The following is a 23,190-nucleotide window of genomic DNA, read 5'->3' as shown; positions in this document are numbered from 1 at the left end:
GGATTATTTCTCACTATCAACGAGGCCACGCACGAACGCGCGTTGCATGGCTAAAACGATAATTACCGGGGGAATCAGGGTCAGCAGCATGGCCGCCATCACCTGGTTCCACTGAGTCGTGCCTTCACCGGAAGACATCATGCCTTTGATGCCTGCCACGGCAGTGCCGAGGTTGACGTCGCTGATAATCAGCAACGGCCACAGATACTGGTTCCAGCCGTAGATAAAGGTGATGACAAACAGCGCCGCCAGATTGGTTTTCGACAGCGGCAGGACGATGTCGCGGAAAAAGCGCATCGGCGATGCACCGTCGATACGTGCGGCTTCCATCAACTCGTCGGGCAGCGTCATAAAGAACTGGCGGAACAAGAAGGTCGCGGTTGCCGATGCCATTAACGGCAACGTCAGGCCGGTGTAGCTATCGAGCATGTGGAGATTCGCGATAACTTCAACCGTCGGGAAAATACGCACCTCAACCGGCAGCATCAGGGTGATAAAAATCATCCAGAAGAACAGGTTACGCAGCGGAAAACGAAACCAGACAATGGCAAAAGCAGACAACATGGAGACGGTGATTTTGCCAAGCGTAATGACCAGCGCCATCACAAAGCTATTGAGCAACATCAGGCCAAACGGCGCGCTGTTCGCCCCCACGCCATGCGTCCAGATATGGGCCATGTTTTCCAGCAGATGCGTGCCTGGGATGAGCGTCATCGGCGTCTGAAATACCGCTTCGTTATCCAGCGTCGCCGCGACAAACGCGACATACAGCGGGAACAAAATCACGATGATGCCCAGAATGAGCAGGGTGTGGCTGAAGATTGTCAGCCCACGGCGGTTCTCAATCATTGGTAGCGCACCTTACGTTCCACGAAGCGGAACTGAATGACCGTCAGGATGATGACCAGCAACATCAGCACCACGGATTGCGCCGCTGATGCCGAGAGATCGAGCCCGGCAAAACCTTCGCGATAAATTTTGTAGATAAGCGTGGTGGTCGCCTGTACCGGGCCACCGCCGGTTGCAGCGTCAATAACCGGAAAGGTATCGAAAAACGCATAAACCAGATTCACCACCAGCAGGAAGAAACTCACTGGCGCAATGAGCGGTAACGACAGTTTGAAGAAACGACGCACAGGCCCGGCCCCGTCAATGGACGCGGCTTCGATTAACGAGCGCGGAATAGACTGAAGAGCGGCGAAGAAAAACAGGAAGTTGTAGCTGATTTGCTTCCATACCGAGGCGAATACCACAAGGAACATCGCCTGGCCGCTGTTTTGCGCATGGTTCCAGTGATACCCAAACTGTTCCAGTACGTGGGTTATCAGCCCGCGACCCGGGTTAAACAGAAAGATCCACAGCACGGCGGCAATCGCCGGTGCCACCGCGTAGGGCAGCAGCATTAACGTTTGATAAATACGGCTACCGCGCACGACATAATCCGTGAGGGCGGCGAAAAACAGCGACACCAGTAGGCCGCTACCCGCCACTAATCCACTGAAAATTAAGGTGGTGTAGAAAGAGTCGAGGTAGTAGCTGTCGTGGAAAAGCTGTTTGAAGTTATCCAGACCGACAAAGGTGCTTGAAAGACCGAATGGATCGACATTTTGGAGTGAATACCACAGCGCTTCGCCCGCAGGCCAAATGAAGAAAATAATGGTGATAATCAGTTGCGGAAGTACCAGCGCATAGGGCAGCCAGCCGGAACGGAATACGGGTCGAGAAGATGACATAGTGTTGCTCTTAATATGTGGCATTGGTCGCCCTCACCCCGGCCCTCTCCCCCAGGAGAGGGGGAAAACCGTACATTCCCTCTCCCTCTGGAGAGGCAGAAAACCGTACAGTCCCCTCTCCCTCAGGGAGAGGGTTAGGGTGAGGGTTGTGTACTAAGACTTAGTCGACTGCTCAAAGCGACGCAGCAGCTGATTGCCACGCTCAACCGCTGAATCCAGAGCCTGCTGTGGGGTCTTTTTACCTGTCCAGACAGATTCCAGTTCCTCATCCACAATGGTACGAATCTGCGGCATGTTGCCCAGACGCAAACCTTTGGTGAATGGCAACGGCGGCTTATTCAGCATCTGGCGCGTTGCAATATCAGCACCCGGGTTTTTCTCGTAGAAACCTTGCTCGCGCGTCAGGTCATACGCCGCTTTAGTGATCGGCAGATAACCGGTTTTCTGGTGCCATTCAGCCGCGATTTCTGGCTGTGTAAGGAATTGCATAAACTCAGCAACGCCTTTGTAGGTCGCGGCGTCTTTACCCTGCATCACCCACAAACTTGCCCCACCAATGATGGCGTTTTGCGGCGCGTTCGGAATGGAAGAATCGTAAGGCATCATGCCCACGCCGTAGTTGAATTTGGCGTACTGGCGGATATCAGCCAGCGAGCCAGAAGAGGCGGTCGTGATCGCGCAATCCCCGTTGTAGAACTTCTCGGTGGATTCGTCTTTGCGACCAAAGTAGCTGAAATCACCTTTCTTATTCAGCTCTTCGAGCAGGGCGATGTGTTTCACCTGCTCAGGTTTGTTGAACTCCAGAACCGCATCGGTGCCATCGAAGCCGTTGTTTTTCGTGGCAACCGGTAGGCCGTTCCAGGCGCTGAAGTTTTCAATTTGAATCCAACCCTGCCAGCCGCTGGCGTAGCCGCATTTCATGCCCGCCGCTTTGAGTTTGGCGGTGTACTCAGCCAAATCCTGCCAGGTTTTGGGTGGCTGATCCGGGTTCAATCCCGCCTTCTTAAAGGCGTCTTTGTTGTAGTAGAGAACCGGAGTGGAGCTGTTAAACGGCTGGGAGAGCAAATGCCCGGTTTTTGAATCGGTGTAGTAACCGGAAACCGTCGGGACAAACTGGGATTCGTCAAACTTAATGCCTGCATCACTGAAGACTTCATACACCGGCTTGATCGCTTTCGAAGCCATCATCGTCGCCGTACCCACTTCATAGACTTGCAGAATTGCCGGGGCGTTACCCGAGCGGAAAGCCGCGATCCCTGCCGCCAGGTTTTGTTCGTAGTTGCCCTTATAAACCGGGACAATTTGGTAGTCAGGATGTGTCTGGTTAAAGCGTTGTGCTAAAGCATCCACTTCTTTACCCAGTTCACCTTCCATCGAATGCCAGAAAGGAATGGAGGTGGCAGCGATGGCGTTGCTGCTAAGTGCGCATCCCAGCGCAAGGCAAAGAGCTGTACGTCGTAACGATGCAGTCATGTCTTTTCTCTCTAGTTATGAGGCATTTAAGCTGCGCGAAAATACGCGTTTTTGTTCGCATCAAAACATGACATGCGCGTATGACAGAAAAATAACCGTTTGGTTACGGAGTTGTTACACAGGCATGAAGGGAAATTGACAAGAGATGGGGAATGTAACTTTGTTGCGCTAACCGCCTTCATGATGAAGGCGGTATTTTATTCATTAATAATCAAAGACAAGCGCGTTTGTAGGAGGTGTAATTGGCTTTCCAATATGTTTTTTCGATGCTGTTGAGCAATTCCTCTTCACTCATCATCGGTGCGACGCCTTCTTGCTGCGCCATACGAGCGACTTCAAGCGCGATAGCCATCGAAATCTCTTCAATACTTTCGACTGGAGGCAGTAACCCGCCCTTTCCTGTGTTCGCCATTGGTGAATGCGCCGCCAGCGTCTTACTGGCCACGGACAGCATGCCATCGGTGACGCGAGAGGCTTTTACAGCCAGTATCCCAAGCCCTAATCCCGGGAAGATATAGGCATTGTTGCACTGCGCAATTTCGTGCTCCTGACCCAGCCAGCAAACCGGTGCAAACGGACTGCCTGTCGCAACCAGCGCTTGTCCCTGCGTCCATTCGATAAGATCTTTAGGCTGCGCTTCAGCACGAGAAGTCGGGTTAGAGAGCGGCATAATGATCGGACGCGGGCAGTGCTGGTGCATTTCCTTGACGATCTCTTCGCTAAATAAGCCAGGCTGCCCGGATACGCCAATCATCACCGTCGGGTGGGCGTTACGCACCACATCTTTCAGTGAGATATTTGCCGCCTCGACATCCCAGTGGCTAATCGCGTCTTTTGCCGTTACCAGTTGCTGTTGGAAATCGAGAAGATTGGGCATCTCGTCAGTCAGCAGGCCAAAACGGTCAACCATAAAGACATTGTTGCGCGCCTCGCTTTCAGACAGACCATCCTCGATCATCAGCGTGATAATTTTCTCAGCAATACCACACCCTGCCGAACCACCGCCCAGGAAGACCACACGTTGATCGCGCAAGCGCCCTCCCGCCGTTTTAACCGCTGCAATAAGCGTTCCGGCAGTCACCGCTGCGGTTCCCTGAATATCATCATTAAAGCAGCACAACGTGTCGCGGTAGCGGTTGAGCAATTTGGTGGCATTTTTCTGGGCAAAATCTTCAAATTGCAGCAGTACATTTGGCCAACGGTTCTTCACCGCTTCAACAAACATGTCCATGAACTCAATGTACTGATCGTCGGTGATGCGCGGATGGCGCCATCCCATATACAGCGGATCGTCCAGATGGCGGGTATTGTTGGTGCCAACGTCCAGCATGATCGGCAAGGTTGAAGCAGGATGAATGCCGCCACACGCGGTGTATAAAGAGAGTTTGCCGATTGGAATACCCATTCCGCCCACGCCCTGGTCGCCCAGACCCAGGATGCGTTCACCATCGGTGACGACAATGACGCGAATGTCGTTACGGGAGAAGCTTTGCAGCATTTCATCAATATTATGGCGGTTTGGCCAGGAGATGAATAAGCCTCTTCCACGGCGATAAATATCAGAGAAATGCTCGCAGGCCTCTCCTACCGTTGGCGTGTAGATAATCGGCAGGGTGTCTTTCATGTGCGTGCGCAGCAGATTATAAAATAGCGTCTCGTTAGTATCTTGAATATTTCTCAAATAGATATGACGAGAAATATCTTTCTTAAACTGGCAAAATTGATCCCAGGCACGTTCGGTCTGTTCCTGAATAGTTTCAACTTTATGGGGCAGTAAACCATGAAGATTAAAAGCCTGACGTTCGTTATCGGTAAAAGCCAGACCTTTATTTAATAATGGATTCTCGAGCAACAGCGAACCATTATAGGGTGTATACAGTGTTTCTTTAACTAACATTTACCTGCTCCTGAATATTTATTTTTAAATGTAAATTAAATTGCTTACCTGGCGAGAATTAGGAAATCAAATAAATCATTATTCCTTCGGTGAAAACTCCGATGGCGGTACCAATCAAAATTGATGACGAGGCGGTTTCAATATAAGCATCGCTACGCAGTGCAAACATTCCCGCGGCGATAGCTGAAGGCGTGGCACCGATGATAATCACTTGCTGCATTAAGGTATGACTCAAGCCAAAAGCCAGGCCAGCAACGGCCATCAGCCCGGGCTGAAGCAGATTTTTAATACTGATATTCGTAAACGTCTGGACATTAAGCGCCGGGCGCTCGCCATAAAATAAAAGACCCAATGCGAACAGAGAAAGACCGCCTGCAATTTTGCCGACCATTTCGATCGGTGCGCTAAGCAGATGCGGCAGTTGCACGCCAGCCAGACTCAGTAACACGCCAGAGATAGGGATCCAGACAATCGGGTTTTTTATCGCTTTGATAAGATTTTGCGCAACAAGCTGAACTGGGTGGATATCGTCGAGGCTATTTTCACCCTTTTTATCCCCCATACGAATCAAGATAATCGTCAGCGGTATCATAAATACGCTGGTGATTAAGTTCCCTATCAGTACACCTAAAAAGCCTTCTGGCCCGATTAATACTGCCAGCACCGGGGCACCAAAATACGCCATATCAGGGAAAGCACAGACTAGCGACTGAACCGCACTGGTCTTGATATCATGGCGGAAAACGAACCGTGAGATGAGCAGCGTGATGAACCAGGAGCCCATCAAACCAATCATCAGAACCGCCATAAATGAAAAGTTCTGTATTTTTTCAGGATCGGTATTTAATGCGCCGATAAAAAGATGAAATGGCAGAGCAAAACGGATAACTACCGTAGCTAAAACTGAGGCATCCTCGCGGCGAGTGTAGCCTAACTTCCCACTTAACCATCCGAGTAACATGATAAATACCAATGGGAACAGAGATTGTAATAGTAGTGATGGCATGGAATCTCCAGAGTGCATAATGAAACAAGTAGGGCACAATCTATTTGTCTGGGTAATTTAACGATCCCACTTTGAGAGTAGGGTGATTAAAATCACACTTGCTCTTGTTTAAATACTTTCATGGCAACTACTTTACTTACAAATATAATTATCGCATTGTGCTTGCGCGACTGCCGCCCTCACTCAGTAACTTTACTTACAAAAATAAGAATTAAATTATTTAAATAGAACATTCCACCAGCATCACAAAACCATCAAAATAAAAATATCCGGGCTATTTAATTACCATACCGTATGTTAGTTTCTCAGCGAAATCGTTGCATAGTGATTTAATTGTTACGTCACTTTTATTTTTTATTACTCTATTATTTTTGCCCTCCCCTACATTATTTATTAATATAAAATCAGGTAACAGATATGGAAAATAACCCACTAAATCATCCCATTGAAAAACCCGCCTCAGGTGGGCAATCGCTGCGACTTCTGGGTAATATGGAAGTCGGTTCCGTACCCATCCTGTTGTTCGTTGTTATTGCCGCTATTGTTGCCGTTTCAGGTGCCTCCGGGTTGCTTCCCAAAAATATGATTGGCGGCCTGGCTATCATCATGACCCTGGGTTTTTCTTTTGCAAAAATAGGCCGCATGATCCCCGTACTTAAAGACATTGGCGGCCCGGCAATATTATGCCTGATGGTACCTTCCGTGTTGGTCTATTACGGTCTGTTTGAAGAACAAACAATGGCGACCGTGCACCTGCTGATGAAAGAAGCGAACCTGCTTTATTTTGTTATTGCCTGTTTAGTGGTGGGTAGCATTTTAGGGATGAACCGGACAATCCTCATTCAGGGCATGATCCGTATGTTTGTGCCACTTGTTGTGGGAACCGGTACAGCGATCGCCACCGGCCTGCTGGTCGGTTCAATGTTCGGCTACAGCCTCTACCATACCTTCTTCTTTATCATCGTACCGATTATCGGTGGGGGCATTGGTGAAGGGATTCTGCCACTTTCACTCGCCTATTCCGCAATCCTGGGTCAAACCCCGGATGTGTATGTCGCGCAACTGGCTCCTGCCGCTGTGGTAGGTAATATCTTCGCGATTATTTGCGCAGGTGTTCTGGCCCGTATTGGCAGCCGTCGCCCGTCGCTAACCGGTAATGGGATGTTGATCCGCAGCCGCGAAGACAACAGTTTGTTTGCCCAGACTCAAGGCTCCCAACAAACTGATTTCCACCTGATGGGTGCCGGGTTATTGATGATTTGCGCCTTTTTCATCGTTGGCGGCTTGTTTGAGAAACTGGTACACATTCCAGGGCCGGTGTTGATGATCCTGGCAGCTGTCTTCTGTAAATATGCAAAATTGATCCCGTCAGCGATGGAGATGGGTGCGCATAGCTGCTACAAATTTGTCTCGGCAGCATTAGTCTGGCCGCTGATGATTGGGCTTGGAATGCTGTATGTCCCACTGGAAAGCGTTGTTTCTGTCTTTTCCGTTGGCTATGTCGTGGTGTGCGGTTCAGTGGTCATCACCATGTCTTTGAGCGGCTTTTTCATTGCTTCTCGCCTGAATATGTACCCGATTGAAGCGGCTATCGTTACCTGCTGTCACAGTGGTTTGGGCGGTACAGGCGATGTGGCGATTCTGTCAGCATCAAACCGTATGTCTCTGATGCCATTTGCGCAAATTGCGACCCGTATTGGCGGGGCATCAACCGTCATCGCCGCAACATTGCTGCTGGGATGGATCATGTAATCCCCCCTTCTTGACTCTGCCCATCAGGCACAAAAAAACGGTGAAGGCATCAACATGCTTTCACCGTTTTATCATCCATGACCCGATACTTTTAGCTGATATCACGACGCTTTTTGGACAGACCGACGTTTAGCCTCCTCAAGGGAAATCCGCAGATGTTCGCTGTTTTCAGCCAGCACATCCCGCGCATTCCAGACGTCCAGCCCGGTCAACAACATCAGAATCGCTGTTCGACAGTCATGATTGCAGCTTCCCAGCGTCTCCTTCGCTTGTGCGCGAGAACAGTGCGTCGCTTCCATCACAATGGCTATCTGCCGCTCCGCCCAACGGGTGCTGGATGCGTTAATATCGACCCGCAAATTGCCATAAACTCTGCCAGTGCGAATCGCCAACCCCGTCGAGAGCATGGTGAGGATCTGCCGCTGAGCCAGCCGAGCTTTTGGATTCCCAAATCCCACCACCACTTCCGGCCCGGTATCTGGCGCAATCACGATATCCGCCAGTTGTGCCACTTCACTCCCGGCATCCTGGGTGATAACCGCCACTGGCGCGCCAAGCGACCCCGCGTAACGGAGCGCACCCCATACCCATGGCGTTTTACCGCTGACCGACAGGCCAAGCAGCATATCATTTTGGTTAAAATGAATGGCCTGCAAGTCGTTGATACCACGGTCGTAATCGCCTGCGGCAGCCTCCAGCTCCTGCAACATTGCTTCTGGGCCACCCGCAATCAACCCAATAAGCCCATGATGTGGTTCAGGGGCAAACTCACATACCACCTGCATCGCCGCGCGCCCTGAGGCACCTGCACCGACGATAACGACACGCCCACCCCGGCTGAAAGTCGCCACCGCATGGTCAACTAAACGGGTGACCGTCGGCAAGCAGTTGGCTATCGCATTGTTGATTTCGCGATCGTCTTTCTGGATTGTTGCCAGCATTTCTTCTGTGGCGAGTTTATCGATATTTTCCGTTGCGCTATTACGTCGTCCCATCACTGAACCGGTTGGCTTACTGCTCATAAAAAACCTCCATTTAAAGGGTCCGCACATACTATAGGGATATTTATCTGCCAGTCCTGCGAGTAGGGTCACGCTTCCCCGCCTCTGAAGGCCGTTTTGCTTGATTTGCACGGCTTTAAGTACCCATCCCCATCTGCGATAATTGACACTTCGACGTGACTCTTCTGGACCGACATGACCGTTTTATCACCCACCCGTAAGCGCCCGATGAAACTCAGCACAACGGTGACGCTTATGATTTGCAGTGTGCTTGGCACTGTATTGTTGTTGGTGTTCTCTCTGTGGTTTGCACAAATCAGCAATGCGACGCGTAGCGGATTGAAAGATACGGCATTGGCTGTCGCGCGAACCCTTGCCGATATGCCAGAGGTCAAACGCGGTCTGACATTGCCACCCAGCTGCAATATCGTTCAACCTCTGGCGCTCGCTGCAATGAAGCGCAACCATTTGCTTTTCGCCGTCGTGACCGACATGAACGGGATTCGCCACTCGCATCCCAATAGTCAGCTCATTGGGCTGCATTACATCGGTAATGACATCAACCCCACGCTGAAAGGCAAAGAAAATGTCGCGATAAACAATGGCGCACTGGGGCCTGCATTGCGCGTCTATACGCCCGTCTATAATGACCAGCGCCAGCAGATAGGTGTCGTCGCCGTCGGTGTTCCACTGAGCAAAGTGGACGAACAACTCGCGCGCAGCCGCAGGAACGTCTTATTCACCGTACTGTTCAGTGCACTGGTGTGTACGCTCGGCACACTGAGTCTGGTGCGCGTATTGAAACGTGCACTGCTGGGACATGAGCCCCATGCTCTTTCAGCCAAGCTCAAGCAACGCCAGGCGATGCTGCATTCGTTAAAAGAAGGGGTAATGGCCGTGGATGAACACGGTCAGGTGACGCTGGTTAACCCAGCAGCCAGAAAAATGCTGCAATCCTCACCTAACAACGAGGTCGATGAAGGGCCACTGCTGGCAGAACTCCAGGAAGTGTTAGAGCATGACAAACCCATTTATGACCGCGAGCTTACCTGCAATGGATTGCTGCTTATCAGCAATACCGTTCCCATTCATCATCAAGGAACCATCGTCGGTGCGATAAGTACGTTCCGTGACAAAACGGAAGTCAGCCAGTTACTTCAACGTCTTGATGGCATGGTGAATTATGTCGATGCCTTGCGCGCCACGTCTCATGAATTCATGAACAAACTGCACGTTATCCTCGGCCTGTTGAATATGAAGAGTTACGACAAGCTTGAAGAATACGTGCTGCAAACTGCCCATAATTACCAGGCGGATATCGGCGCGATTCAGCATCAAATCAAAGCGCCAGTCGTGGCGGGTTTTCTGCTTGGAAAAATACATCGCGCTAAAGAACTGGGCTTCACCCTGACGCTGGCAGAAGAGAGCCTGGTGCCTGATAGCGTGAATGAGAAACAGGTAACGGCGCTGGTGACGGCGCTCGGTAATCTGATTGAAAATGCACTGGATGCGATGAGTGAACAGCCAGAAGGCGAAGTCACTGTGCTGCTGCATTATCAGAATGGTTGGCTAAGTGGCGAAGTGAGCGATGACGGCCCGGGGATTGCGCAGGCCAACATTGAGGCTGTCTTCGCGAAAGGTTTTTCAACGAAAGGTGAAAACCGTGGTGTCGGGCTGTTCCTTACCCGCCAACAATTAAACACATTGGGCGGCAGTATTTCTGTCGAATCTGAACCCGGAGTGTATACCCAATTTTTTGTTCATCTTCCCTGGGACAGTAATAGGATTCCAACATGATAAATGTACTAATTGTTGATGATGATGCCATGGTGGCCGAACTTAACCGCATGTATGTGGCCAGAGTTCCCGGTTTCCGCTGCTGTGGCACAGCCTCAACGCTACCCCAGGCAAAAGAAATGCTCAGCGACCCTGCACTTGAGATAGACCTGGTGCTGCTGGATGTTTATATGCAACAGCACAGCGGGCTGGATCTCCTGCCGACGATCCGTGCCTCTGGCCGCGCCATCGATGTGATCATGATTACTTCCGCAGCCGATGCCACCACAGTGCAAACCTCCCTGCGTTATGGCGTGGTGGACTACCTGATTAAACCGTTCCAGTTCCCTCGTTTTGAAGAGGCTCTGAACGCGTGGCGGGAGAAGCGCAAGCTGATGACCAACCAGCCGTACTATGAGCAGGTGGAAGTCGATCGCTTGATGCATGGAGTTAGCCCGGAAAGCACTGACGACCGTCGCTTGCCAAAAGGGCTGACGGCACAAACCCTACGCACCATTTGTCAGTGGATTGATAACCATCCTGGCTCTGAGTTTTCCACCGATGAGCTTGCAGCTGCGGTCACTATCTCCCGCGTGTCTTGCCGTAAATATCTGATCTGGCTGGCACAAATTAACATTCTTTATACCAGCATTCATTATGGTGCCACTGGCCGTCCGGTGTACCGCTATCGACTGGTTGCCGAACAATACAACTTGCTTAAGCAGTACAGCCAGTAAGCCGGTAGCTGTCGTCGAGCAACGAAAAGCGGAAATGACGCTGCGAAGAGAGGATAACGTCGCGATTTTTGGTCACAAAAATCGCCTCGATATCCTCATGATGCCGGAGTGCCGCACAACCTTTTTCCACGCCAAGGCCGTAAATCAGCGTTGTCCAGATATCACCATCAAGAGAGTTGGCGGAAATAATCGTCACGCTGTCGAGTTCGTTATCCAGCGGATAACCGCTGCGTGGGTCGAGGATATGGTGCCAGCGTTTACCATCCTGCTCGAAGTAACGCTCGTAAACACCAGAGGTGACGACCGACTGGCTCGCGACCTCAATACTGCCAATAAGCGCATCGCCAGGCGCAAACGGTTTTTTTAATCCAACAGACCAGTTCCCCAGGGTATGCACATTACCACCGAGGTTAATCAGCGCGTCACTCACCCCCTGCTGGCGAAGAGCGTCACGAACCCTGTCGGCAATGTAGCCTTTGGCAATCGCGCCGAGATCTATCTCCATCCCTGCCTGCGCAAGAAAAACGCTGCACGTCTCATCATCCAGAATCACATCCTGCGGGTGCGTCAGCGGTAGCCGCTCAGCAATTTCTGCGGCTGACGGCACGCGGTGCCCCTGAAAGCCAATACGCCACAACTTCACCAGCGGGCCAATCGCCAGATTGAACGCGCTATCCTGCGCCATGCTGGCGGCCTTCGCGCATTTAATCAGTGCATAAACTGGACGGCTGACGGTGACCGGATGCTGCCCGGCGGCATGGTTGATGCTCATCACCTGAGATTGCGCACGGTTAACCGTGAATAAATCTTCATAACGCTTAATCAGTTGGAAGATGCGGGAGGCGAGCGCTTCATCGTGGGAGTAGAGTTTGAGAAGAATGGGCGAGCCCATCAGTTCGGCGCAATAGCTATAGAGACGTTCGTCGGTGGGCATAATTGTGGCTCCTCTGCTGTAGCCCCGGCTGGCAAAGTGCCGCCGGGGTGTTGCCGGGTTCGCGTGACGCTCACCCGGTCTACACTCGCTGAGTATCAGGCTCTGGCGCGCTTCGCCGCTTGCCCCCCAGCCAGGGTGCCGAAAATAATAAGATCCGCCACCGCGTTCCCCCCGATACGGTTAGCACCGTGGATGCCACCCACCACTTCCCCTGCCGCATAGGCGCCAGGGATGGTTTGATGGTCTGCATTCAACACTTCTGTTTCGGCATTTATCGTCACGCCGCCCATCGTATGATGAACCCCAGGCGCAATACGAATGGCGTGGAATGGCCCTTCGTTTACTGGCGCACGCAACGCGGTGGTACGGCCAAAGTCGTCATCACACTGTTTTTCCACAAAACCGTTATAGCGCTCAAGTGTTGCGAGGAAAGCGTGCTCATCCATTCCCAGCTTCTCCGCCAGTTCCCGTGGCGAGCTCGCACTCGTCACCAGGCCTTTGGCGATGTATTCATCTGAGGCTTTGTTTTTCGCCCGCACATGTTCGTCAAAGACGATGTAAGCATAGTGCTCTGGCAGTGCGATGATCGACGCCGAGACTTTATCGCGGGTTTCCATTTCGTTGAAGAACCGCTGCCCTTGCTGGCTCACAAGAATAGCGCCACCGCCGCGAATCGATTCGGAAATCAGGTACGACGTTTGCTGTTCGACCGTCGGGTGGATTTGAATTTCGCCCATATCCACGGTGCCTGCGCCGATTCGCTCTAACAGTGCGATACCGCCGCCGGTGGCCCCTTTGTGGTTGGTGGTGACAAAACCGGTCAGGTCAGGGCGGTATTTCACGACCATTTCGCTGTTAGCGCTGAAGCCGCCGGTGGCAACCACCACACTTTTCGCCTGCACCACAATGCGTTCTTGCTCATCAGTCAACAGGCGCACACCGCTCACGGCGCCGTTATCGGTCAGGATCTCGTCCACCGACGTATCCAGCATCACATCAATGCCGCGTCTGGTGATATTGCGCACCAGCCCGCTAATCAAATAGCCGCCAACCGCCGATCCATCACGTGGACGGTGGGTACGGTCGATGCTCATCCCGCCCGTGGTGGTGATATCGTTAAGCATGATGCCGCGATGCGCCAACCATTCGATGGCTTCCGGTGCATTTTCAACAAAACGATGCAGCAGTTCTGGATTGTTTTTGTTTTTCCCGCCGATCAGGGTTTCCTGGTAGAACTTTTCTTTGCTGTCATGAATGCCTTTCACGCGCTGGAAACGCGTTTCTGCGGCATTCATCCCGGCTGACGCTTTGATGGTGTTACCGCCGAGGGTCGGCATTTTTTCAACGATGAGGACGCTCGCCCCGTCATCGTGAGCCTGAATCGCCGCCGCAAGACCTGCGCCGCCGCTGCCGACGACGATCACATCGTAGCTTTTCGGTGAATTGTCATCACCGCCTTCTTCCGCCACTCGCGCTTTGCTGGATTTCAGCATCGCTTTCGATACCGCTTTTTTCACCGCCTCGCTCTGGCTGGTCGCGCCAGAAATCGCATCAATGTGCGGAGTGTTAGCAGACAAAATGCGATCGCGGATCTCTTCAAAGCTGGTGGTAAATGCCACGCTTTGTTCCGGCATTGAGGCCAGTTCGATGTCGGCAATGCGATCGTTTTCAAGACTCACATTGATAACCAGTTCATTCACGTCGTCCTGCACGGTTTCGACGAACACGCCCGGTTTAAATTTGGCATCGCCCATGCTCATGTCCCGGATCATCGCTTCCACCAGCGAGAAGCGCCATAACGGCTCGGGAATATGCAGCGCTTCACGCTGGGTGCTGTCGATGAACAGCTCCAGCTCTTCGCCACGGGCAATGCGTGCCGTCCAGTCTGGGTACGCGATACAAGCGCGGCCCACGGCGATCAGGTCGTAGCCATGTTCCACCCCTTGTTCTGCATCTGCTGCATTCACCACACCGCCGACGCCCATCACCGGCACTTGTGCCAGCGTCTCAGAACGCATCGCACAGTACTTTTCAATTAACGGGGTCGGGTCAGTGGTATCAACAATCGACGGGCGCAACGATGCACCAACGGAGAAGTGCAAATAATCCACTCCGCGTGCGGCCAGTTTTTCTAGCAGATAGAGGGTGTCATCAAAGCGAATCCCGGGAATTTCCAACTCTTCGGGTGAAAAGCGATAACCGATAATAAAAGCATCGTCGGCGTACTGGCGCGCCATTTTGTGAGTGATTTCCAGGATGGCCAGCGGGAATTTCGCGCGATTGTCACGGCTGCCGCCCCATTCATCGTCGCGTTGGTTAGAGTTAGGTGAATAGAATTGTTGGATCAGATAGGTATTGGCGCCATGAATTTCCACGCCGTCGAAACCGGCCTGAATGGCTCGGCGTACGCCTTCACCAAATTTCGCTATCATGCCCTCGACTTCATCACCGGTCAGGGCGCGCGGAACAACAGCGCCTTCACGCGGTGCCGCCAGAGCACTCGGTGCAACGGGGGTTCGTCCGCCAATTAACTGCGGGTCCACCATCCGGCCACCGTGGTAAATCTGCAAAATCGCTTTGGATCCTTCAGCCTTGATGGCTTCTGCGATTTTTGCCAGACCGGCTATTTTTTCATTGTTATCAATGCCGATAGCGCCAGGAAACGCCAGGCCGAGATCATCGATAAAACAACACTCAACGATGACCCCACCAATGCTGCCCGCCCGAACGCGATAATACTCCACCAGTTCGCTGCTCACCGTGCCGTCATAATAACCTGTACAGGTTGTCATCGGTGCCATTAATAAGCGGTTTTTCAGCTCAATTCCATTGGGTAGGGTAAAAGGATGCAAGATACGATCGTTACTGGTCATATTGAAACTCCAGATTTTAAATATTGAAACTCAGAATAGGGTGACGGAAATATTTTTAGTTATGTTTTTTCTTTCCTTTTGTCATAGCATTAATATAACTCTTTTTTTAGTTACCAAATTAATTACGTTAGTTAAAAAACTATTTAATACCACCAATAACAACAATACCCCTTTTGTATTATTATTTTTAAATAACACCACCATGGAAAGTAAATTATTGATAACAATTTAGATACTTTCCCCAAAGAAAAATCCATACAATATGCGTAATTAACCCAATCAATATCAGTAAGTTATACCAAATCACATAAAATAACCCATCACTTAGAAGCAGCATCTCTTAACATTTAGAGCTATTTTAAAAAGAATAGGTCACTCACCACATCGAATAACTATTAATAAATAAAAAGTCGTCACCACCTGTTTTTCTTGATCTCAATCAATTGCAATGCAGTATGAAGGTGCAATATATAAATAATACCAATTTTTATTTAACGCACATTTTAATGCGCTAAATTGCCATGTCAGGAATAAATCGATTTAGTCATTTATAATTAAAGAAAGTTTTTAAACTAAAAAAACCAGACTGATTATTCCCTGATATCAACGTATTTTTAACTACTTGAAGATACTCAAAATGAAAGATAAACAGACAGCGATACCGCCAGCCGGCGCAGCCAGTCCGAAAGCGGGGAATCAAAAACGCCTGCTGATGATGGCGCTCCCTATTATTGTGGCCGTACTTTTACTTTTCGTTCCTGTACCAGAAGGGTTACCTCCCTACGCCTGGCACTACTTCGCCATCTTTGTCGGGGTGATTGTCGGCTTAATCTTTGAACCCTTACCAGGCGCGGTTATTGGTATCACTGGCGTGGTCGTCATCGCCTTGTTCAGCCAATGGCTTCTGTTCAGCCCTGAACAACTGGCTGATCCGAAATTCAAGCTGGCCGGGCAATCCTTTAAATGGGCGGTGAGCGGCTTCGGCAACTCCACGGTCTGGCTGATTTTCGGCGCCTTTATGTTTGCCGCAGGCTACGATAAGACCCAGTTTGGCCGCCGTCTGGCGCTGATTCTGGTGAAATATCTCGGACGTCGCAGCCTGACACTGGGCTACGCCATTGCCTTTGCCGACCTGTTATTAGCCCCTTTCACCCCGTCGAATACCGCACGTAGCGGCGGTACTATCTACCCAATTATCGCTAACCTGCCACCGCTGTATGGTTCAAAACCCAACGACCCAAGCGCGCGCCGGATAGGCTCCTACTTGATGTGGGTCGCCATTACCGCCGCCTGTATCACAAGCTCGATGTTCCTCTCGGCACTGGCCCCGAACCTGCTGGCGCTGGCGTTGGTGAAAAGTATTGTCGGTATCACGATCTCCTGGGGCACCTGGTTTATCGCCTTCCTGCCGCTGGGTATTCTGCTGCTGCTGACCATGCCATTGCTCGCTTACTGGTTTTATCCGCCAGAGGTGAAGATCAACAACGAAGTCCCGCTGTGGGCCAATCGTGAACTGGAAAAGCTCGGCAAACTGTCACGCAATGAAATTCTGTTGCTGGTGTTTGTTTGCTCCGCGCTGATGATGTGGATTTTCGCTGCTGAGTGGATTGAGCCAGCCATGGCCGCGCTGCTGATTATCGTGCTGATGCTGTGGACGGGCGTTTTGTCCTGGACAGATATTACGGGCAATAAAGCCGCATGGAACACTTTCGCCTGGTTTGCCACGCTGGTCGCCCTTGCCGATGGCCTCTCAACCACAGGTTTCATCGCCTGGCTCGGTAAAGAAGGCGGTGAGTTAATGCACGGTATTTCACCAGGTGTCGCAACCGTTGTGCTGCTGCTGGCGTTTTATCTGCTGCACTATCTTTTTGCCAGTACGACCGCGCATACCACCGCGCTTTTGCCCGCCATGCTGACTATTGCCGCGACAATCCCAGGGATGAATATGAATGTCTTCGTCCTGCTGATGGTCACTTCACTGGGTGTAATGGGCATCATCACGCCTTACGGCACAGGCCCGAGTCCGATTTATTACGGCAGTGGTTATCTGCCAACCAAAGATTACTGGCGCCTTGGCAGCATTTTTGGGGCCATCTTCCTCGCCGCCCTTTTGCTGATTGGTTATCCGTGGATGTCCATGATGTTCTGATTCATAACCGTCGGGGTCTTTCTCCGGCGGTTTTTATCTTTATGGAGTAAGTGAGCTATGTCGAATAAACCGTTTGTCTATCAGGACCCCTTCCCGCTGGCATCAGATGAAACCGAATACTATCTGCTCAGCCGTGAACATGTCTCCACCAGCGAGTTTGGCGGCCAGGAAGTATTGAAAATCGAACCCGAGGCGCTGACCTTGCTGGCACAGCATGCGTTCCACGACGCAGCCTTTATGCTGCGGTCTTCTCATCAGCAGCAAGTAGCCTCCATCCTTCACGATCCACAGGCCAGCGATAACGATAAATACGTGGCACTTCAGTTCCTGCGCAATTCCGAAATTGCCGCAAAGGGGATTTTGCCGACCTGCCAGGATACGGGCACCGCGATTATTATGGGCAAAAAAGGCCACCGCGTATGGACCGATGGCGGCGATGAGGCGGCGCTGGCGCGCGGTGTCTACAACACCTATACCGAAGACAACCTGCGCTATTCGCAGAACGTCGCACTGGATATGTATAAAGAGGTGAATACCGGCACCAACTTGCCTGCGCAAATCGATCTCTACAGTGTGGATGGCGATGAGTACAAATTCCTGTGCATGGCAAAAGGTGGCGGCTCCGCCAACAAAACCTATCTGTATCAGGAAACGAAAGCGCTCATCACTCCGGCGAAGCTGAAAAACTATCTGGTTGAGAAGATGCGCTCCCTCGGCACCGCGGCTTGCCCGCCTTACCATATCGCATTTGTTATTGGCGGGACGTCGGCTGAAGCCACGCTGAAAACCGTTAAGCTGGCTTCGACGCGTTACTACGACGGCCTGCCAACCGAAGGCAACGCACACGGCCAGGCCTTCCGCGACGTAGAACTGGAACAACAATTGCTGCAAGAAGCGCAGAACCTCGGGCTGGGTGCCCAGTTCGGCGGCAAATACTTTGCCCACGATATTCGGGTTATCAGACTGCCGCGCCATGGCGCATCCTGCCCGGTTGGCATGGGCGTCTCCTGTTCTGCCGACCGTAATATCAAAGCGAAAATCAACCGCGACGGTATCTGGATTGAGAAACTGGAAAGCAATCCTGGGCAGTATATTCCGCAAGAGCTGCGTCAGCAGGGCGAGGGGCAGGTGGTTCGCATTAACCTGAACCAGCCGATGAAAGAGATTCTGGAAAGCCTGTCAGCGCATCCGGTCGCCACTCGCCTTGCCCTCAGCGGAACCATCATCGTGGCGCGTGATATTGCCCACGCGAAGCTCAAAGAACTGTTGGATAACGGTGAAGCGCTGCCGCAATACGTAAAAGATCACCCGATCTACTACGCCGGCCCGGCTAAAACACCAGACGGTTACGCTTCCGGTTCGTTAGGCCCGACCACGGCTGGCCGCATGGATTCTTATGTGGATCTGCTGCAATCGCACGGCGCGAGTATGCTCATGCTTGCGAAGGGTAACCGTAGCCAGCAGGTGACGGATGCCTGCCACAAACACGGTGGTTTTTACCTGGGCAGCATCGGTGGCCCGGCAGCCGTATTAGCGCAGCAAAGTATTAAGAGTCTGGAATGTGTGGCGTACCCGGAGCTGGGTATGGAAGCTATCTGGAAAATTGAAGTGGAAGATTTCCCTGCGTTTATCCTGGTCGATGACAAAGGTAACGACTTCTACCAGCAGATCCTGTCAACACCGTGTGGCGGATGCCCGTCACGCGGCTAATCTCCACGACACACTCAATCGCCTTCTTCGTGAAGGCGATTGCGACGCTTATCTTCACGACGCTGTTGTTCACGTTGAATGTCTGTCTGATTATCACCCTTGGTCGGGCAGGCGGCATTAGGGAAAGTTTGACACAACTCGTCCTGCTGCTCTTTTTCTCGGACAACGTCAGGCTTTGGTTTTTCTTGCCAGATACCAGGATCTGCGGGGTTAAAATCGTGCGGTTTATCAACTGCAAACACCTGGTGTCCACACGCTAACAGCAGTAAAAACAGATATTTCATTTCGATTTCCTTATCGTCACTCAAGTTTGTCGGCGATAAAAAAAGCCGCCAGTTCAAAATAACATGGCGGCTTCTCAGGATGAACGAGATTTAACCTATCGTAGCAACAGTTAACCGCCTAAATAGGCGCTACGCACCGCTTCGTTAGCCAGCAACGCATCACCCGTATCTTCCAGAACGACATGGCCGTTCTCCAGCACATAGCCCCGGTCAGCAAGCTTCAGCGCCTGGTTGGCGTTCTGCTCGACGAGGAAGATAGTCATGCCTTCGCTGCGCAGTTGTTCGATGGTATCGAAAATCTGCTGAATGATGATGGGCGCTAGACCCAGCGATGGCTCGTCCAGCAACAACAAGCGCGGTTGGCTCATCAACGCACGACCAATGGCCAACATCTGCTGCTCACCGCCGGACATGGTACCTGCACGCTGAATGCGGCGCTCCAGCAGGCGCGGGAACAGTTCGTAAACGCGTTTGATGCGTTCATGATACTGGTCTTTGTCAGCAAAGAAGCCACCCATCGCGAGGTTCTCTTCCACCGTCATTCGCGAAAACACCCGACGACCTTCCGGCACAATCGCCACCGCTTCACGCATGATGCGAGCGGTATGCCAGTCGGTGATGTCTTTGCCATCAAAGGTGATTTTGCCACTGGAAGCGCGCGGGTCACCGCACAACGTACCGAGCAGCGTGGTTTTACCCGCACCATTCGCGCCAATCAGGGTAACAATTTCACCCTGTTTGATATGTAAACTGACTTCGTGAAGCGCCTGAATTTTTCCGTAATGGGCGCTCACCTGGTCAAATGACAACATGATATTTTCCATCTTTGTCTCGCCCATTCTTATGCTTCGCCCAAATAGGCGCGGATGACGTCAGGGTTATTACGGATTTGTTCCGGTGTGCCGTTCGCAAGCGGCGTCCCCTGGTTCACCACGTAAATCCTGTCAGAAATGCCCATCACCAGTTTCATGTCATGCTCAATTAACAGCACGGTGGTGTTGTGGTGGTTACGTAACTCCATGATTAACTCATCGAGCTCGTGCGTTTCTTTCGGGTTAAGACCTGCGGCAGGTTCATCAAGCATCAGGATTTCTGGCTGCGTCACCATACAGCGCGCAATCTCAAGACGACGCTGATCGCCATACGCCAGATTGCTTGCCTGGCGGTTAGCCTGTTCAAGCAGACCAATACGCTCAAGCCAGGTCGCGGCACGGTCCAGCGCTTCGCTTTGTGAACGGCGGAATGCCGGGGTTTTCAGCAAGCCGGAGAACACGCCGGTTTTCAGCTGCTGATGTTGAGCCACCAGCAAGTTTTCAATCACGGTCATTTCACGGAACAGGCGAACGTGCTGGAAAGTCCGCACCACGCCCATGCGCGCAATTTGTTGGCCAGGAAGTCCTTCAAGATGCTGGTCACGCAGCATAATGGTGCCGCCTGATGGTTTATAAAAACCGGTCAGGCAGTTGAATACTGTCGTTTTACCGGCACCGTTTGGGCCAATTAACGACACAATTTCTTGAGGATGCAGTTCCAGAGAAACATTGTTTACGGCGAGCAGACCGCCGAAACGCATCATCAGGCCGTTTACGGATAACAATGGCTGACTCATGCCTGCTCTCCTTTGACTTGTTCCACTTGTTCTTTCTTCAGCTTCAACTGCGGACGTGTCATTGGCAGCAAACCTTGCGGACGCCAGATCATCATCAGCACCATCAGGCCACCGAGCACCAACATGCTGTATTCGTTCAGATCACGCATCAGCTCACGCGAAACCACCAGCAGGATAGCGGCAAGGATAACGGCAAACTGCGAGCCCATGCCGCCCAGCACCACAATCGCCAACACAAAGGCAGATTCGGCAAAGGTGAACGATTCCGGGCTCACAAAGCCCTGACGTGCAGCAAACAGCGTACCGGCAAAACCGGCAAACGCGGCGCTGATGGTAAAGGCCGTCAGCTTAATACGCGTTGGGTTCAGACCCAGTGAACGGCAGGCAATTTCATCTTCACGCAACGCTTCCCACGCACGACCCAGCGGCATACGCAGCAGGCGGTTAATCACAAACAGCGACAACACGACCAGCAAAAGCGCGACGAGGTACAGGAAGATAATGCGGTCGCCGGGGTTATAGGCAACGTTGAAGAAGTTGCTGAAAGTATCCCAACCGCCTTCACGCGCGCTGCGGCTGAACTCCAGTCCAAACAGCGTTGGCTTTGGAATCTGGCTAATACCGTTCGGCCCACCGGTAATTTCGGTGTTATTGAGCAATAGAATACGGACGATTTCACCGAAACCGAGCGTCACAATCGCCAGATAGTCACCGCGTAAACGCAGCACCGGGAAGCCCAGTAGGAAACCTGCCGCCGCAGACACCAGGCCCGCGATAGGCAAGCACGTCCAGAATCCCAGTCCGTAATAATGGTTGAGCAGCGCAAAGGTGTACGCACCGATGGCGTAGAAGCCGCCGTAGCCCAGCACCAGCAAGCCCGATAAACCGACCACCACGTTCAGGCCGAGGCCGAGAATAATGTAGATCATCGTCAGCGTGGCGATATCCACCGTGCCGCGTGAAACCACGAATGGCCACGCCACAGCCAGTACCAACAGCGCCAGCAGGAACAGTTTCTGTTTGGGGGTTGAGCCGTCTAATGCAGGCAGCACAAACTTTGGCCCAGACACTTTTTTCATGCCTTTCTGGAATGCAGGACGCAACAACTGGAAGACGAAGACAATCGCCGTACCAATCAGAACCCATTGCCAGCGCACAGATTCCGCGCTGTTAACCACAAGTTTGGTGCCGTCCAGGCTCAGTTGAACGCCCATAAAGACGCCAGCCAGAACGAAGAAGATAGCCGCCGAAAGGAGTGCTAAAACAACATGCATCGGTTTCATACTTTTTCTACCTCCGGACGGCCCAGGATACCGGTAGGCATCACCAGCAGGACGACAATCAGCAGCGCAAAGGAAACCACATCTTTATATTCAGTACTCAGATACGCAGAGGTCAGCGCTTCCGCAACACCTAAGATCAGGCCGCCAATCATCGCACCCGGAATACTGCCGATGCCGCCAAGTACCGCGGCGGTGAAGGCTTTCATACCGGCCATAAAGCCGATATACGGGTTAATGACGCCGTAGAACTGGCCGAGCAAAACGCCCGCAACCGCCGCCATTGCCGCACCAATCACAAAGGTCAGCGAGATAACGCGGTCGGTGTTAATGCCGAGCAGACTCGCCATTTTCAAATCTTCTGCACACGCACGGCAGGCACGGCCCATACGCGAATAACGGATGAAGAGTGTCAGCGCTAGCATGGCAAGGAATGTCACTACCCAAATCACTAACTGCATGGTGGTAATGGTTGCGGTGAAGCTTTCGCTGGCACCGACAACCCACTGGCCGTTAAACAGGCTTGGCAGTGCGATGTCACGCGAACCTTCTGTGAGGCTGACGTAGTTTTGCAGGAAGATGGACATACCGATGGCGGAGATCAATGCAATCAGACGCTTAGAATTACGTACGGGTTTATACGCGACGCGCTCGATGCTCCAGCCATAAGCACTGGCGATAATAATTGCGCCAATGAAACCGGCTCCGACCAGCATCCAGCCCACATCAATGCCTAGCATCATCAGCGCGGCGATGATCATAAACGAGACGTAGCTGCCAATCATGTAGACCTCGCCGTGGGCGAAGTTGATCATGCCAATGATGCCGTAAACCATGGTGTAACCGATGGCTATCAGCGCGTAGGTGCTGCCCAGCGTGACGCCGTTAAACATCTGCTGCAGGAAGTAGAGGAACTGCTCGGACATACAATAACCTTATTTATTCCTCCCCGGCATAGCACTCCGGGGAGGTGGGA

General features: G+C 52.0%; 18 protein-coding genes. 5 read left to right on the top strand and 13 right to left on the bottom strand.

What is annotated here, in order from left to right:
- Nucleotides 1–3: 3 nt before the first annotated feature.
- The 5 genes from ugpE to OH773_RS00605 form a co-directional block, all read right to left on the bottom strand.
- Complete coding sequence (gene ugpE / locus OH773_RS00625; RefSeq protein ID WP_270142090.1) at nt 4–849, bottom strand: sn-glycerol-3-phosphate ABC transporter permease UgpE; 846 nt, start codon at nt 847–849, stop codon at nt 4–6.
- The gene (gene ugpA, locus OH773_RS00620) at nt 846–1,733 is read right to left on the bottom strand and encodes a sn-glycerol-3-phosphate ABC transporter permease UgpA (RefSeq protein ID WP_270142087.1); all 888 of its coding nucleotides are present in this window, start codon (nt 1,731–1,733) and stop codon (nt 846–848) included. Before ugpA ends, ugpE begins: the two co-directional genes overlap by 4 nt.
- Nucleotides 1,734–1,886: 153 nt before the next feature.
- A complete protein-coding gene (gene ugpB / locus OH773_RS00615; protein WP_270142085.1) occupies nt 1,887–3,206 on the bottom strand; it encodes a sn-glycerol-3-phosphate ABC transporter substrate-binding protein UgpB in 1,320 nt (439 codons plus the stop codon).
- 211 nt (nt 3,207–3,417) lie between these two features.
- A complete protein-coding gene (locus OH773_RS00610) occupies nt 3,418–5,103 on the bottom strand; it encodes an NAD-dependent malic enzyme (RefSeq protein WP_270142083.1) in 1,686 nt (561 codons plus the stop codon).
- A gap of 58 nt (nt 5,104–5,161) precedes the next feature.
- A complete protein-coding gene (locus tag OH773_RS00605) occupies nt 5,162–6,109 on the bottom strand; it encodes an AEC family transporter (protein WP_270142081.1) in 948 nt (315 codons plus the stop codon).
- 417 nt (nt 6,110–6,526) lie between these two features.
- On the opposite strand from OH773_RS00605, the gene OH773_RS00600 reads away from it, so the two are divergent.
- Nucleotides 6,527–7,861: a 2-hydroxycarboxylate transporter family protein gene (locus OH773_RS00600; RefSeq protein WP_270142079.1), complete on the top strand. Its 1,335-nt coding sequence runs from the start codon at nt 6,527–6,529 to the stop codon at nt 7,859–7,861.
- A 101-nt stretch (nt 7,862–7,962) separates the two neighbouring features.
- Here OH773_RS00600 and OH773_RS00595 read toward each other — a convergent pair whose 3' ends face one another.
- Nucleotides 7,963–8,883 (bottom strand): N-acetylmuramic acid 6-phosphate etherase, encoded by a 921-nt coding sequence (locus OH773_RS00595; protein ID WP_270142077.1) that lies wholly within the window; start codon nt 8,881–8,883, stop codon nt 7,963–7,965.
- A 174-nt stretch (nt 8,884–9,057) separates the two neighbouring features.
- Here OH773_RS00595 and OH773_RS00590 point away from each other — a divergent pair, with 174 nt between their 5' ends.
- Both OH773_RS00590 and dcuR read left to right on the top strand, forming a co-directional pair.
- Nucleotides 9,058–10,659 carry a sensor histidine kinase gene (locus tag OH773_RS00590; protein WP_270142075.1) on the top strand — a complete coding sequence of 534 codons (1,602 nt, stop codon included), beginning with the start codon at nt 9,058–9,060 and terminating at the stop codon, nt 10,657–10,659.
- Nucleotides 10,656–11,375 (top strand): two-component system response regulator DcuR, encoded by a 720-nt coding sequence (gene dcuR, locus OH773_RS00585; RefSeq protein ID WP_270142073.1) that lies wholly within the window; start codon nt 10,656–10,658, stop codon nt 11,373–11,375. The genes OH773_RS00590 and dcuR overlap by 4 nt, the downstream gene beginning before the upstream one ends.
- On the opposite strand, the gene OH773_RS00580 is transcribed toward dcuR, so the two are convergent.
- Both OH773_RS00580 and OH773_RS00575 read right to left on the bottom strand, forming a co-directional pair.
- The gene (locus tag OH773_RS00580) at nt 11,356–12,309 is read right to left on the bottom strand and encodes an FAD:protein FMN transferase (protein ID WP_270142071.1); all 954 of its coding nucleotides are present in this window, start codon (nt 12,307–12,309) and stop codon (nt 11,356–11,358) included. The two genes, dcuR and OH773_RS00580, sit on opposite strands and share 20 nt — an antisense overlap.
- 95 nt (nt 12,310–12,404) lie before the next feature.
- Nucleotides 12,405–15,182 (bottom strand): flavocytochrome c, encoded by a 2,778-nt coding sequence (locus OH773_RS00575; protein ID WP_270142069.1) that lies wholly within the window; start codon nt 15,180–15,182, stop codon nt 12,405–12,407.
- A 637-nt stretch (nt 15,183–15,819) separates the two neighbouring features.
- Between OH773_RS00575 and OH773_RS00570 the strand changes: the two genes are divergently transcribed.
- A complete protein-coding gene (locus tag OH773_RS00570; protein WP_270142067.1) occupies nt 15,820–17,331 on the top strand; it encodes an anion permease in 1,512 nt (503 codons plus the stop codon).
- A gap of 57 nt (nt 17,332–17,388) precedes the next feature.
- Nucleotides 17,389–19,041, top strand: coding sequence for a class I fumarate hydratase FumA (gene fumA / locus OH773_RS00565; protein WP_270142065.1), 1,653 nt, complete (start codon nt 17,389–17,391; stop codon nt 19,039–19,041).
- Nucleotides 19,042–19,055: 14 nt separating this feature from the next.
- Here fumA and OH773_RS00560 read toward each other — a convergent pair whose 3' ends face one another.
- The 5 genes from OH773_RS00560 to livH all read right to left on the bottom strand — a co-directional run bounded on the left by OH773_RS00560 (nt 19,056) and on the right by livH (nt 23,140).
- Nucleotides 19,056–19,325: a hypothetical protein gene (locus OH773_RS00560; RefSeq protein WP_270142063.1), complete on the bottom strand. Its 270-nt coding sequence runs from the start codon at nt 19,323–19,325 to the stop codon at nt 19,056–19,058.
- 110 nt (nt 19,326–19,435) lie between these two features.
- Nucleotides 19,436–20,149 (bottom strand): high-affinity branched-chain amino acid ABC transporter ATP-binding protein LivF, encoded by a 714-nt coding sequence (livF, locus tag OH773_RS00555; protein WP_270146015.1) that lies wholly within the window; start codon nt 20,147–20,149, stop codon nt 19,436–19,438.
- Between the two features lie 17 nt (nt 20,150–20,166).
- Nucleotides 20,167–20,934 carry a high-affinity branched-chain amino acid ABC transporter ATP-binding protein LivG gene (livG, locus tag OH773_RS00550; RefSeq protein ID WP_183272148.1) on the bottom strand — a complete coding sequence of 256 codons (768 nt, stop codon included), beginning with the start codon at nt 20,932–20,934 and terminating at the stop codon, nt 20,167–20,169.
- The gene (locus OH773_RS00545) at nt 20,931–22,217 is read right to left on the bottom strand and encodes a high-affinity branched-chain amino acid ABC transporter permease LivM (protein WP_270142060.1); all 1,287 of its coding nucleotides are present in this window, start codon (nt 22,215–22,217) and stop codon (nt 20,931–20,933) included. Before OH773_RS00545 ends, livG begins: the two co-directional genes overlap by 4 nt.
- A complete protein-coding gene (gene livH / locus OH773_RS00540; RefSeq protein ID WP_270142058.1) occupies nt 22,214–23,140 on the bottom strand; it encodes a high-affinity branched-chain amino acid ABC transporter permease LivH in 927 nt (308 codons plus the stop codon). Before livH ends, OH773_RS00545 begins: the two co-directional genes overlap by 4 nt.
- Between the last annotated feature and the right edge of the window lie 50 nt (nt 23,141–23,190).

The organism is Buttiauxella sp. WJP83, assembly GCF_027594725.1.
In the GTDB taxonomy this organism is placed as follows: Bacteria; Pseudomonadota; Gammaproteobacteria; order Enterobacterales; family Enterobacteriaceae; genus Buttiauxella; species Buttiauxella selenatireducens.
This window is presented reverse-complemented; position numbering and strand designations above follow the sequence as displayed.